This window comes from Citrobacter sp. Cpo148 (assembly GCF_030332375.1).
Taxonomy (GTDB): Bacteria; Pseudomonadota; Gammaproteobacteria; order Enterobacterales; family Enterobacteriaceae; genus Citrobacter; species Citrobacter portucalensis.
The window spans coordinates 187589-200503 of sequence record NZ_JAOWHY010000050.1; the positions used below are offsets into that span (position 1 = coordinate 187589).

At 53.2% G+C, this 12915-nt stretch carries 12 protein-coding genes; 8 read left to right on the forward strand and 4 right to left on the reverse strand.

Annotation, left to right across the window (positions count from 1 at the left end; genetic code table 11):
- Positions 1–45: 45 nt before the first annotated feature.
- Positions 46–1545: an inorganic phosphate transporter PitA gene (gene pitA, locus OGY10_RS22225; RefSeq protein WP_003827471.1), complete on the forward strand. Its 1500-nt coding sequence runs from the start codon at positions 46–48 to the stop codon at positions 1543–1545.
- A 64-nt stretch (positions 1546–1609) separates the two neighbouring features.
- On the opposite strand, the gene uspB is transcribed toward pitA, so the two are convergent.
- A complete protein-coding gene (uspB, locus tag OGY10_RS22230; RefSeq protein WP_003023371.1) occupies positions 1610–1945 on the reverse strand; it encodes a universal stress protein UspB in 336 nt (111 codons plus the stop codon).
- 392 nt (positions 1946–2337) lie between these two features.
- Here uspB and uspA point away from each other — a divergent pair, with 392 nt between their 5' ends.
- From uspA to nadS, 4 genes are all read left to right on the forward strand, one after another.
- A complete protein-coding gene (gene uspA, locus OGY10_RS22235; RefSeq protein WP_003023368.1) occupies positions 2338–2775 on the forward strand; it encodes a universal stress protein UspA in 438 nt (145 codons plus the stop codon).
- Between the two features lie 281 nt (positions 2776–3056).
- Positions 3057–4529, forward strand: a complete 1473-nt coding sequence (gene dtpB / locus OGY10_RS22240) for a dipeptide/tripeptide permease DtpB (protein WP_048215357.1) — start codon at positions 3057–3059, stop codon at positions 4527–4529.
- 104 nt (positions 4530–4633) lie between these two features.
- Positions 4634–4975 carry a type II toxin-antitoxin system RelE/ParE family toxin gene (locus OGY10_RS22245; RefSeq protein ID WP_323849054.1) on the forward strand — a complete coding sequence of 114 codons (342 nt, stop codon included), beginning with the start codon at positions 4634–4636 and terminating at the stop codon, positions 4973–4975.
- Complete coding sequence (nadS, locus tag OGY10_RS22250) at positions 4972–5259, forward strand: NadS family protein (protein WP_087050783.1); 288 nt, start codon at positions 4972–4974, stop codon at positions 5257–5259. Before OGY10_RS22245 ends, nadS begins: the two co-directional genes overlap by 4 nt.
- 42 nt (positions 5260–5301) lie before the next feature.
- Here nadS and OGY10_RS22255 read toward each other — a convergent pair whose 3' ends face one another.
- Positions 5302–5805 (reverse strand): RrF2 family transcriptional regulator, encoded by a 504-nt coding sequence (locus OGY10_RS22255; RefSeq protein ID WP_003023361.1) that lies wholly within the window; start codon positions 5803–5805, stop codon positions 5302–5304.
- A gap of 231 nt (positions 5806–6036) precedes the next feature.
- On the opposite strand from OGY10_RS22255, the gene OGY10_RS22260 reads away from it, so the two are divergent.
- Positions 6037–7236: an NAD(P)/FAD-dependent oxidoreductase gene (locus OGY10_RS22260; RefSeq protein WP_286577413.1), complete on the forward strand. Its 1200-nt coding sequence runs from the start codon at positions 6037–6039 to the stop codon at positions 7234–7236.
- 288 nt (positions 7237–7524) lie between these two features.
- On the opposite strand, the gene rsmJ is transcribed toward OGY10_RS22260, so the two are convergent.
- On the reverse strand, positions 7525–8274 hold the full coding sequence (gene rsmJ / locus OGY10_RS22265; RefSeq protein WP_003827462.1) for a 16S rRNA (guanine(1516)-N(2))-methyltransferase RsmJ: 750 nt from the start codon (positions 8272–8274) through the stop codon (positions 7525–7527).
- A gap of 8 nt (positions 8275–8282) precedes the next feature.
- On the reverse strand, positions 8283–10325 hold the full coding sequence (prlC, locus tag OGY10_RS22270) for an oligopeptidase A (RefSeq protein ID WP_060682916.1): 2043 nt from the start codon (positions 10323–10325) through the stop codon (positions 8283–8285).
- Between the two features lie 209 nt (positions 10326–10534).
- Between prlC and OGY10_RS22275 the strand changes: the two genes are divergently transcribed.
- Complete coding sequence (locus OGY10_RS22275; RefSeq protein WP_003827459.1) at positions 10535–11377, forward strand: 23S rRNA (adenine(2030)-N(6))-methyltransferase RlmJ; 843 nt, start codon at positions 10535–10537, stop codon at positions 11375–11377.
- Between the two features lie 104 nt (positions 11378–11481).
- Positions 11482–12834 (forward strand): glutathione-disulfide reductase, encoded by a 1353-nt coding sequence (gorA, locus tag OGY10_RS22280; RefSeq protein WP_008786397.1) that lies wholly within the window; start codon positions 11482–11484, stop codon positions 12832–12834.
- Positions 12835–12915: the final 81 nt, after the last annotated feature.

Consider the following 12915-nt stretch of genomic DNA (forward strand, 5'->3'; position numbering starts at 1 on the left):
CTGATAATGCGCCGCGTTCATGTCCTCAAAATGGCGTAACGTCCTATGCTACATTTGTTTGCTGGCCTGGATTTACATACCGGGCTTTTACTATTGCTTGCTCTGGCTTTTGTGCTGTTCTACGAAGCAATTAACGGCTTCCATGACACAGCCAATGCTGTCGCAACCGTGATCTATACCCGTGCAATGCGTTCGCAATTGGCGGTGGTCATGGCTGCGTTGTTCAACTTCTTTGGTGTTTTGCTGGGTGGTCTCAGCGTGGCGTATGCCATCGTGCATATGCTACCAACGGATCTGCTGCTTAATATGGGATCGTCACATGGCCTTGCCATGGTGTTCTCCATGCTGCTGGCGGCAATTATCTGGAACCTGGGTACCTGGTACTTTGGTTTACCTGCATCCAGCTCCCACACGCTGATTGGCGCCATTATCGGTATTGGTTTAACCAATGCACTGATGACCGGCACCTCGGTGGTGGACGCACTTAACATTCCGAAAGTTATCGGTATTTTTGCTTCGCTTATCATCTCGCCAATTGTTGGTCTGGTGGTTGCAGGCGGTCTTATTTTCATTCTGCGTCGTTACTGGAGCGGTACAAAAAAACGTGCCCGTATCCACCTGACGCCAGCAGAACGTGAAAAGAAAGATGGCAAGAAAAAGCCGCCGTTCTGGACCCGTATTGCACTGATCCTCTCCGCTATCGGCGTAGCGTTCTCTCATGGCGCTAACGACGGGCAGAAAGGCATTGGTCTGGTGATGCTGGTGCTGATTGGCGTAGCGCCTGCAGGCTTCGTGGTGAATATGAATGCTTCCGGTTACGAGATTACCCGTACCCGTGATGCAATCAATAACGTCGAAGTCTTCTTCCAGCAGCGCCCTGACCTGCTTAAACAGGCCACAGGCGTAGACCAGCTGATTCCGTCCCCGACGGACGCGGCACCCGCGACGACGACAGAGTTCCATTGCCACCCGGCGAATACCATCAACGCGCTGGAACGTGCGAAAGGTATGCTGGCGAACCTGGAAACCTACGACAAGTTAAGCGTCGAACAGCGTGGTCAGCTGCGCCGTATTATGCTGTGCATCTCTGATACCACCGATAAAGTGGTTAAGCTGCCTGGCGTAAGCGCTGACGATCAGCGTCTGCTGAAAAAACTGAAAGCCGACATGCTGAGCACCATTGAGTACGCGCCTATCTGGATCATTATGGCCGTCGCACTGGCGCTGGGTATTGGTACGATGATTGGCTGGCGTCGCGTTGCCACCACCATCGGCGAGAAAATCGGTAAGAAAGGCATGACTTATGCCCAGGGGATGTCGGCGCAGATGACCGCCGCAGTCTCTATCGGTCTCGCCAGCTACACCGGTATGCCCGTTTCCACCACCCACGTTCTCTCTTCTTCCGTTGCGGGGACGATGGTTGTTGATGGCGGCGGATTGCAGCGTAAAACGGTAACCAGCATTCTGATGGCCTGGGTCTTCACCCTGCCGGCTGCGATTATTCTTTCCGGGGTGCTGTACTGGCTCTCCCTGAAGCTTATCTAAGCGAATGCATGATAAAAAAGCGGGTCAGGAAGCTGACCCGCTTTTTTTGTATCTGTTGTTGGCATCAGTGCCAGATAATCAGCGCAACCATGCTGATTAGCACCAGGCCGCATAGCGCGCTGGTGAGAATGAACTGACCGCGAACCCGCTCACAGCGGCGAATAAATTCATCATCATGATGATCGCGGTAACGCTGAGCGTAGATATACCACACCAGACGCATCTGCTTGTTCGGTTGCCCATGCGAGGTAAAAAAGCCCCCTCCATCTACATACTGGTAAAGTAATGGATCGCAACCACGAAGTACCACTAACAGTGCGCGTAGCGAAGAAAAATAGCGCGCCATATTAACAATGCAAACGACACATAAAGCCCAGAATAATGCAATGGTGCTTATCATACCTCCTCCCCGGCGACCCGCCCACGGAACTCCTTTCCGGGACTACCGCTCCCCGATACCCTGCCAAACCATTCAATGAAGAGTGCAGCCGAAACCGTTCGTGTTAGTATCACGCATCCGAACGCCTCTTTAGATAGTGTAGGAGATTAGTTAATTTTTTTGCCATAAGGTTAATCGCTATCAATGCAATTAACTAAAAAATTTGTTTAACTATTTGGCAAGCAAGGCGGATTGACGGATTATCCTGGTCGCTATAATGTAAGGATAGTCCTTATATGGTACGTTTTTACGACTGGGCTAGCCCCGCGCACAAGGTTCGCAGGACGCGGATGACGCGGCGGCATATAACGCCAGCAGGCTAGTCATCGACAACTTATGGAAGGAGTAACACTATGGCTTATAAACACATTCTTATCGCGGTTGATCTTTCTCCGGAAAGCAAAGTTCTGGTTGAAAAAGCGGTTTCTATGGCGCGACCTTACAATGCTAAAGTCTCCCTTATCCACGTTGACGTAAACTATTCCGACCTGTACACCGGGCTCATCGACGTGAATCTGGGCGACATGCAGAAACGCATTTCTGAAGAAACCCACCACGCGTTAACCGAGCTGTCCACCAATGCAGGCTACCCTATCACCGAAACCCTGAGCGGTAGCGGCGACCTGGGTCAGGTTCTGGTTGATGCCATCAAAAAATACGACATGGATCTGGTCGTCTGTGGTCACCACCAGGATTTCTGGAGCAAACTGATGTCCTCCGCGCGCCAACTGATCAACACCGTCCACGTCGACATGTTGATTGTTCCGCTGCGTGACGACGAAGAAGCATAAAATGCTTGCCGCCGGAAGTTAACCCGGCCCACTGCAAGTCGTTAAGCCTGTAAACGCCCGCCTTCGCGGGCGTTTTTGTTTTTATCACTCGGTCACAATTAGTACATCAATCCAACAAATAAATCATAATTAGTGTGATCAACTAATTGGATCGAAAACTATCTCTATAATACTCTACCCTTGCGGCCAATAACCGCAGTCTATAACAAAATAAGACTTTTTCGGCGCGTTTAAGCATACGCGTTCATACTTTTCGGGATGGCTTTGAAAGGCGATGGAATATGAATAAAACTGCACCTACGGGCTTGCTGCAGCAACCTCGTCCGTTCTTCATGATCTTCTTTGTGGAATTATGGGAACGATTTGGCTATTACGGCGTACAGGGCATCCTGGCGGTATTTTTTGTTAAGCAGCTCGGATTTTCACAAGAACAGGCATTTGTCACCTTTGGTGCCTTTGCCGCACTGGTTTACGGCCTGATCTCGATCGGCGGCTACGTCGGCGACCACCTGTTAGGCACCAAGCGCACGCTGGTACTCGGTGCCATTGTGCTGGCAATCGGCTACTTCATGACCGGGATGTCGCTGCTTAAGCCGGATCTGATCTTTATTGCTTTGGGTACCATTGCCGTTGGTAACGGGCTATTTAAAGCCAACCCGGCAAGCCTGCTGTCAAAATGCTATCCCCCGAAAGACGCCCGTCTGGACGGTGCTTTCACCCTGTTTTATATGTCGATTAACATCGGTTCGCTGCTGTCACTGTCGCTGGCGCCGGTGATTGCCGATAAGTTTGGCTACGCTGTGACTTACAACCTGTGCGGAGCCGGACTAATCGTCGCGCTGCTGGTCTACTTTGCCTGCCGCGGAATGGTGAAAAATATCGGCTCTGAGCCAGACCATAAGCCACTGAACTTCCGTAACCTGCTGTACGTGCTGGCCGGTACGGTAGTGATGGTATTTATCTGCGCCTGGCTGATGCACAACGTGCAGATTGCCAACCTGGTGCTGATCGTCCTGTCGATTGCCGTGACCATCATCTTCTTCCGTCAGGCATTCAAACTGGATAAAACCGGGCGCAACAAGATGTTCGTGGCCTTTATCCTGATGCTGGAAGCGGTGGTGTTCTACGTGCTGTACGCGCAGATGCCGACATCGCTAAACTTCTTTGCGATCAATAACGTACACCATGAAATTCTTGGTTTCGCCATCAACCCGGTGAGCTTCCAGGCGCTGAACCCGTTCTGGGTGGTACTGGCGAGTCCGGTACTGGCCGCAATCTATACCCGTCTGGGCAACAAAGGCAAAGACCTGACCATGCCGATGAAATTTACGCTCGGTATGTTCCTGTGCTCATTGGGCTTCCTGACGGCCGCCGCTGCCGGGATGTGGTTTGCCGATGCACAAGGGCTGACGTCGCCGTGGTTTATCGTGCTGGTGTATCTGTTCCAGAGCCTGGGTGAACTGCTGATTAGCGCCCTGGGACTGGCTATGGTCGCCGCTCTCGTGCCACAACACCTGATGGGCTTCATTCTTGGGATGTGGTTCCTGACACAAGCCGCAGCCTTCCTGATGGGGGGTTATGTCGCTACGTTCACCGCCGTACCAGAGAACATCACCGACCCGCTGCAAACGCTGCCTATCTATACCAACGTCTTCAGTAAGATTGGCCTTGTCACCCTGGCCGTAACGGTCGTGATGGCGATTATGGTGCCATGGCTGAACCGCATGATTAATACGCCGAGCACCGAGCAATAAATAAGCTTATTTTTCACATTAACCGCGAGTCATATCGCGGTTTTTTTGCCTTTCAAGTCCTACACTGTAAGAGTATAACTAGGTCATCATGGACGGACATGACCATGAACTATATTGAGTTTATTGAGACTTCAGTCTTCTCACGCCAACGAGAAGCGCTTCTCACCGAGGATGAGTTCCGGGCATTTCAGGAAATGCTCATTATAAATCCATTGGAGGGAGATTTAATTCAAGGGACTGGCGGTTGCAGGAAGATCCGCTTCGCACCTGAAAGTACCAACAAAGGCAAAAGTGGTGGGATTCGCAGTATTTACTATTTTCAAAATGGCGAAGGGCGTATCTGGCTTTTCATGGCTTATCCTAAAAGCAGGAAAGACAGCCTGAGCGGCGAGGAAAAAAACGCACTCAAGGCCATCATTCACCAATTGAAAGAGAGCTCGTTATGAATGATTTCTTTAAAGAACTGATGGAATCGGCAAGCGAGGCCGTTGAAATTAGCCAGGGCCGTAAAGCTGCCGCCCAGGTCACCCGGTATGAACTTCCGGACGTCAAAGCCATTCGTAAACAAGCTAAAATGAAGCAGGATGAATTTGCACAGGCGATAGGTGTTTCATCCTCTTTGATCCAGGCCTGGGAACAAAAAAGGCGTATTCCTACAGGAACCTATTTAAAGGTTCTCCGGGTTATAGAACGCAACCCGGAGATGGTCAATCTTTTCAAAATAGCCTGAGATACCGCCCGGTCGCCTTGCGCTATCGGGCATTTTCACTCACTACCCTTTACGCGCGTCTATCCACTCCTGCACTTCCACCACAAAAGTGTCCGGTGCTTTACGGTACATTTTGCGCGCCAAGTCCAGAATCGTATGCTGGCCGAGCGCTTCTTCCATTCGCTGCTGGGCCATGTCCATTACCGAACGCACACCACAAATGCCTTCACAGGCCCACTCGGGTGGATGCTCCTCAAATACCGCCAGCCGCTGGCGAATTTCACGACACTCAAAGATGCGCTTATCGCCATCAATAGCATTCACCACATCCAGCACCGTGATGTGTTCAGCGGGTTTAGCTAACTGGAAACCGCCACCTTTGCCTTCAATGCTGCGCACCAGACCCGCTTTGGACAGACGGGTGAAAATTTTTGCCAGATAGTCATACGGTACGCTTTGCAGTTCGGCTATTTCCCGCACGCTCATATCCCGCGCGTCGCCCTTACTGTCGACCATACACATCAGGCTATGAATGCCGTACTCAACTCCCGAACTGTAGAATGCCATTCTCTTATCTCAGCCAAAATGAATCTGAGTTTATTGTAGCTTTTTCATCTCATTCATTCCAGACAGCAAAGTAACCCCTTTTCACAACAGAACTTTAAATGCATATTTATCAAACAGATAATCAAAAAACACCACCCTTTGAGGCAAAAAGGATCTCGATCGCATTGCAATTCATAACTACGACAAATAAAATCCGAGTAAATAATTCGTAGTCACCAGTGAGAAACCCCAATGCGTAAACAAATTCTGATCGTGGGCGCCGGCTTTGCCGGTATGTGGGCAGCATTAAGCGCCGCACGACTGGCGGATAAACATCAGCAGGCAATTGATATTACAGTAATTGCGCCACAGCCGGAGCTGCGTGTCCGCCCACGCTTTTATGAAAGCGCCGTTCATACGCTGGTCGCACCACTGCAACCGTTGTTTGACGTTACCGGCGTCAACTTCCTGCAAGGTCACGTCGAGCAAATCCTCCCGGACTCTAAAGAGGTGAGCTGGAAAGATGCCAACGGTGACACTCATCTGCGTCGCTATGACCGCCTGGTGCTCGCCAGCGGAAGTCACGTAAACCGCGACACCGTCGCCGGTGCCGCCGAGCACGCGTTTGACCTCGACCAACTCGAGAGCGCCGCCGTACTGGAGCAGCACATTAATAATCTGGCATTACAACCGGAAAGTGAGGCTCGTAATACCGTGGTGGTCTGTGGTGGTGGTTTCACCGGGATAGAGATGGCGCTGGAATTACCGGGTCGTTTGCGCGAAATATTGGGCGCTGATGCTAAGACCAGATTTGTCGTAGTTGAACGCGGTGCTCAGCCGGGCGGACGCTGGAGCCAGGAATTACGTGACGTGATTATCGAAGCCTCTGCTGAACTGGGCGTCGAGTGGCTGGTCAATGCGGAAGTAGAGTGTGTGGGTGCCTCCGGCGTCACGCTGAAAGATGGGCAGGTGATTGCCTCTCAGACGGTTATCTGGACCGTCGGCGTACAGGCTAATAACCTGACAGCACAGATTAACGCCCCGCGCGATCGCCAGGGCCGTCTGCATGTGAATGCTAATCTGCAGGTTGTGGGTCACGATGATATCTACGCCACTGGCGATGTGGCCTATGCCGCCACCGACGACAAAGGCAACCATGCGTTAATGACCTGTCAGCACGCTATTTTGTTGGGTAAATTTGCCGGTAATAACGCTGCGGCAGATCTGTTGGACGTAGCGCCATTGCCATATCGTCAGGAAAACTACGTCACCTGCCTGGATCTTGGTGCCTGGGGCGCAGTGTATAGCGAAGGATGGGATCAGCAGGTGAAACTGACGCGCGCAGAAGCGAAGAAGCTGAAGGTGTCGATTGTCAGCGAGCTGATTTACCCACCGAAAGCAGACCGCGCGGTAGCGTTTGAGATTGCCGACCCGCTGGCACCGTTTGTTTAATAGGTTATGCCGGATGCGGCTAACGCCTTATCCGGCCTACAAACCACACGCTGCCGTAGGCCTGATAAGCGCAGCACATCAGGCAGCACAGCGCACCAAACCGGATGCGGCTAACGCCTTATCCGGCCTACAAAGACACGCTGCCGTAGGCCTGATAAGCGCAGCGCATCAGGCAGCACAGCGCACCAAGCCGGATGCGGCTAACGCCTTATCCGGCCTACAAACCACACGCTGCCGTAGGCCTGATAAGCGTAGCGCATCAGGCAGCACAGCGCACAGATCTACAAACTATGCTGTCCCAGCGTAGATATCAAACCGATGCCCTTTCGTGACTACCGCATTCGGCGTGGCGACATCCGCCAGCGGCGGCGCGTAATCTGGGCGCTTCACCACCACACGTTTGGTGGCCAACTGACGCGCAGGCTCCAGCAGCCCATCCGCATCTAAATCCGGCCCCACCAGCGACTGAAACACCCGCATCTCTTTTTTCACCAGCGCGCTTTTCTGCTTATGTGGAAACATCGGATCGAGGTACACCACCTGCGGGCGCGGCGTGATATCGGTTAACGCCGTCAGACTCGACGCATGGATCAGCTGTAAACGTTCCTGCAGCCACGGACCGATTTCCGGGTCGGCATAGCCGCGCGCCAGGCCATCATCAAGCAGCGCCGCCACTACCGGATTACGTTCCAGCATTCGTACGCGGCAGCCTACCGAGGCCAGTACAAACGCATCGCGCCCCAGCCCTGCGGTTGCATCGACCACATCCGGCAGGTAATCGCCTTTAATGCCAACCGCCTTCGCCACCGCTTCACCGCGTCCACCGCCAAATTTGCGCCGATGGGCCATCGCACCGCCCACGAAATCCACGAAGATACCGCCGAGTTTGGGTTCATCACGTTTGCGCAGTTCCAGATGTTCCGGCGTCATCACCAGCGCCATCAGGTTATCTTCATCGTGTTCCAGTCCCCAGCGGGCGGCAAGAACAGATAAGGCGCCGTCTCCGGCACCTGTTTCATCTACTAAGCAGATTTTCACGTGAATAATCAGCCTTTGATCCCGTAATGCTCCAGCATTGCATCCAGCTGTGGCTCGCGGCCACGGAAGCGCTTGAACAGTTCCATCGGCTCTTCAGAACCGCCACGGGTGAGGATGTTATCGAGGAACGATTGTCCGGTCTGACGGTTGAAAATCCCTTCATCTTCGAAGCGAGAGAAGGCATCTGCCGCCAGTACGTCTGCCCACAGATAGCTGTAGTAACCCGCTGCGTAGCCACCAGCAAAAATGTGGCTGAAGGCATGCGGGAAGCGGCCCCACGTTGGGCCCGGCACCACGGCGACCTGTTTTTTAATTTCCGCCAGCGTCTCGAGGATTTTAGCCCCTTGCTGCGGGTTAAACTCCGCGTGCAGACGGAAATCAAACAGACCGAACTCCAGTTGACGCAGAATAAACAGCGCTGCCTGGTAGTTTTTCGCCGCCAGCATTTTATCCAGCAGTTCCTTCGGCAGCGGCTCACCGGTCTCAAAGTGACCAGAGATAAACGCCAACGCTTCCGGCTCCCAACACCAGTTCTCCATAAACTGGCTCGGCAGTTCGACCGCATCCCATGGCACACCGTTGATACCGGAAACGCCCGCGGTTTCGACACGGGTCAGCATATGGTGCAGACCGTGGCCGAACTCGTGGAACAGGGTGATCACTTCATCGTGGGTAAACAGCGCAGGTTTACCGTTCACCGGACGGTTAAAGTTACAGGTCAGGTAAGCGACCGGCTTTTGCAATGTGCCGTCTGTCTTGCGCATCTGGCCGACACAGTCGTCCATCCACGCCCCACCGCGTTTGTGTTCACGGGCATACAGATCAAGATAGAAGCTGCCGCGCAGCTCGTTGTTTTCGTCGTACAGCTCGAAGAAACGAACTTCCGGATGCCAGACGTCAACATCGGTGCGCTCTTTGGCGGTGATGCCATAAATACGTTTAACCACTTCAAACAGACCGTTAACGGCTTTGTTTTCCGGGAAGTAAGGACGCAGCTGCTCGTCGCTGATGCTGTAGAGGTGCTGTTTTTGTTTCTCGCTGTAGTAAGCGATATCCCACGGCTGTAGCTCATCAACACCAAATTCCGCTTTCGCGAAGGCGCGCAACTGAGCCAGCTCTTTCTCACCCTGCGGACGGGCACGTTTCGCCAGGTCGGTCAGGAAGTCGAGTACCTGCTGCGGGTTCTCCGCCATTTTGGTAGCCAGAGATTTAAAGGCGTAGCTCTCAAAGCCCAGCAGTTGTGCCAGTTCGTGGCGCAGCGCGAGGATCTCTTCCATTATCGGGCTGTTGTCCCATTTGCCCGCGTTTGGCCCCTGGTCAGATGCGCGCGTGGAGTATGCACGATACATCTCTTCACGCAGCCCCTGGTTATCACAGTAGGTCATCACCGGCAGGTAGCTTGGGATATCCAGGGTTAATAGATAGCCTTCCTGCTCTTTGGCTTCAGCCTGCGCTTTTGCGGCGGCCAGCGCGCTTTCCGGCATCCCGGCAAGTTCCGCTTCGTCGGTCACCAGCTTGGTCCAGCCCATCGTAGCATCGAGGACGTTATTGCTGTACAGGTTGCCAAGCTCAGACAGGCGGGTGGCAATCTCACCATAGCGCTGCTGTTTTTCCTTCGGCAGACCAATACCAGAAAGCTCAAAATCGCGCAGCGCGTTATCAACCGCTTTTTTCTGTGCGGTGTTCAGGGTGGCGTAATGATCGCCATCACGCAGGTCGCGGTACGCTTTGTACAGGCCTTCATGTTGTCCAACCCAGGTACTGTATTCAGACAGCAGCGGCAGCGTTTGTTCGTAGGCTTCACGCAGTTCCGGGCTGTTTTTCACCGAGTTCAGGTGGCTAACCGGAGAGAAAATACGCCCCAGCACATCGTCAACTTCCGCCAACGGCTGGCAGAGGTTTTCCCAGGTGTACGGCGCGCCCTGTGCGACTACGCGCTCCACATTCTCGCGACAGTCGTTCAACGCCTTAGTGACGGCAGGCACAACGTGCTCTGGCTGAATTTTAGAAAACGGCGGCAGTTCGAAGGGAGTCAGCAATGGATTGGTCATTAGCGCGGTCCTGTTGAAAAGAGTGAATGAAGCGCGTATCCGGCGCTGTGCATATTAATTTTGTACAATGGGGTTAAGTGTAGAGGATTTCAATGCTAACCGTGATGGAAAGACGCCCGGTGACGCTGCGCTTACCGGGCCTACGGGTAATCCGTGTCGATCTGCTGTAAACTGTGGCAAATCGTCATTTCAGCGGAATTTCATTACCCATGCTCAGTTATCGCCACAGTTATCACGCAGGCAACCACGCCGACGTCCTTAAACACACCGTTCAGAGCCTGATCATTGAATCGCTCAAAGAGAAAGAAAAACCGTTTCTTTATCTGGACACCCATGCTGGTGCTGGCCGTTATCAGCTGAGCAGTGAGCATGCCGAACGCACCGGTGAATACCTGGAAGGGATCGCCCGTATCTGGCAGCAGGACGATTTGCCTGCCGAACTGGAACCCTACATTGGCGTAGTGCAGCACTTCAACCGTAGCGGTCAGTTGCGCTACTACCCAGGCTCTCCGTTAATTGCTCGCCAGCTGCTGCGCGAACAGGACAGTCTGCAATTAACTGAACTGCACCCGAGCGACTTCCCTCTGCTGCGCGGCGAATTCCAGAAAGATGAGCGCGCTCGCGTGGCCAAAGCCGATGGTTATCAGCAGCTGAAAGCAAAATTACCGCCGGTTTCCCGTCGTGGGTTGATCCTTATCGATCCACCCTACGAAATCAAAAGCGACTACCAGGCAGTAGTGACCGGTATTAACGAAGGCTACAAACGTTTCGCGACCGGCACCTATGCGTTGTGGTATCCAGTGGTTCTGCGCCAACAAATCAAGCGCATGATCCACGATCTCGAAGACACCGGCATCCGCAAAATTCTGCAAATTGAGCTGGCAGTACGCCCGGACAGCGATCAGCGCGGCATGACGGCATCCGGCATGATTGTGATTAACCCACCGTGGAAGCTGGAGCAGCAGATGAACAACGTCCTGCCGTGGTTGCACAGCAAACTGGTTCCGACAGGAACCGGGCATACTTCCGTAAGCTGGATAGTGCCGGAGTAATCGCAGCCATCGGTGGAACCTTTTAATATCAGGTATACAATCGCGAATATTTTGGCGGATGGCGTAACGCTTCTCCGCCCTACAATGAACATAAAGGAGCGGTCATGACCAAGCACTATGATTACATCGCTATTGGCGGCGGCAGCGGCGGTATTGCCTCCATTAACCGTGCAGCAATGTACGGTCAAAAATGCGCACTGATTGAAGCCAAAGAGTTAGGCGGCACCTGCGTTAACGTTGGCTGCGTACCGAAGAAAGTGATGTGGCATGCCGCACAGGTCCGCGAAGCGATCCACATGTACGGTCCGGATTACGGTTTCGACACCACCATCAATAAGTTCGACTGGGATAAACTGATCGCCACGCGTACCGCTTATATCGATCGTATTCATACCTCGTACGACAACGTGCTGGGCAAAAATAATGTCGATGTGATCAAAGGCTTTGCCCGCTTCGTTGATGCAAAAACCGTTGAAGTGAATGGTGAAATCATCACTGCCGATCATATTTTGATTGCCACTGGTGGTCGCCCGAGTCGCCCGGCTGTCCCTGGCGCGGAATACGGTATTGATTCTAATGGTTTCTTTGAGCTGCCAGCGTTACCAGAACGCGTGGCTGTTGTTGGTGCAGGCTACATTGCCGTTGAGCTGGCTGGTGTGATTAACGGCCTGGGTGCCCAAACGCACCTGTTCGTACGCAAACACGCGCCGCTGCGTAGCTTTGACCCGATGATCGTCGACACGCTGGTTGAGGTAATGAACGCCGAAGGCCCGACTCTGCATACTCACGCGATTCCAAAAGCGGTTGTTAAAAACGCTGACGGCAGCCTGACCCTGCAACTGGAAGATGGTCGTAGCGAAACGGTAGACTGCCTGATTTGGGCGATTGGTCGTGAGCCAGAAACGGACAACTTCAATCTGGCTGTTACCGGCGTGAAAACCAACGAAAAAGGCTACATCGTCGTTGATAAATTCCAGAACACCAGCGTGCCGGGTATTTATGCCGTCGGCGACAATACCGGTGCCGTTGAGCTGACGCCGGTTGCCGTTGCCGCGGGCCGTCGCCTGTCCGAGCGTCTGTTTAACAACAAGCCGGACGAGCATCTGGACTACAACAACATCCCGACCGTGGTCTTCAGCCACCCGCCGATTGGCACCGTGGGCTTGACCGAGCAGCAGGCTCGCGAACAGCACGGCGATGACCAGGTGAAAGTGTATAAATCCTCGTTTACCGCGATGTACACTGCCGTGACTTCACACCGCCAGCCGTGCCGCATGAAGCTGGTTTGCGTGGGTCCGGAAGAGAAGATTGTTGGTATTCATGGCATCGGTTTTGGCATGGACGAAATGCTGCAAGGCTTCGCGGTCGCGCTGAAAATGGGCGCAACCAAGAAAGACTTTGATAACACCGTTGCGATTCACCCGACTGCGGCAGAAGAATTCGTCACTATGCGCTAATTGCCCATGTGTAGACGTTATTCACTACACGCTTAAGTAACACTCCTCCGGCAACCGGAGGGGTGTTATGTCACCGCCGCC

Excerpts from the sequence above, each read along its gene's own strand:
- uspA (WP_003023368.1), top strand. The coding sequence starts at position 2,338 with ATGGCTTATAAACACATTCTTATCGCGGTTGATCTTTCTCCGGAAAGC.
- OGY10_RS22255 (WP_003023361.1), bottom strand. The coding sequence starts at position 5,805 with ATGGCATTCTACAGTTCGGGAGTTGAGTACGGCATTCATAGCCTGATG.
- uspB (WP_003023371.1), bottom strand. The coding sequence starts at position 1,945 with ATGATAAGCACCATTGCATTATTCTGGGCTTTATGTGTCGTTTGCATT.
- nadS (WP_087050783.1), top strand. The coding sequence starts at position 4,972 with ATGAATGATTTCTTTAAAGAACTGATGGAATCGGCAAGCGAGGCCGTT.
- pitA (WP_003827471.1), top strand. The coding sequence starts at position 46 with ATGCTACATTTGTTTGCTGGCCTGGATTTACATACCGGGCTTTTACTA.
- OGY10_RS22275 (WP_003827459.1), top strand. The coding sequence starts at position 10,535 with ATGCTCAGTTATCGCCACAGTTATCACGCAGGCAACCACGCCGACGTC.
- prlC (WP_060682916.1), bottom strand. The coding sequence starts at position 10,325 with ATGACCAATCCATTGCTGACTCCCTTCGAACTGCCGCCGTTTTCTAAA.
- OGY10_RS22245 (WP_323849054.1), top strand. The coding sequence starts at position 4,634 with ATGAACTATATTGAGTTTATTGAGACTTCAGTCTTCTCACGCCAACGA.
- gorA (WP_008786397.1), top strand. The coding sequence starts at position 11,482 with ATGACCAAGCACTATGATTACATCGCTATTGGCGGCGGCAGCGGCGGT.
- dtpB (WP_048215357.1), top strand. The coding sequence starts at position 3,057 with ATGAATAAAACTGCACCTACGGGCTTGCTGCAGCAACCTCGTCCGTTC.
- OGY10_RS22260 (WP_286577413.1), top strand. The coding sequence starts at position 6,037 with ATGCGTAAACAAATTCTGATCGTGGGCGCCGGCTTTGCCGGTATGTGG.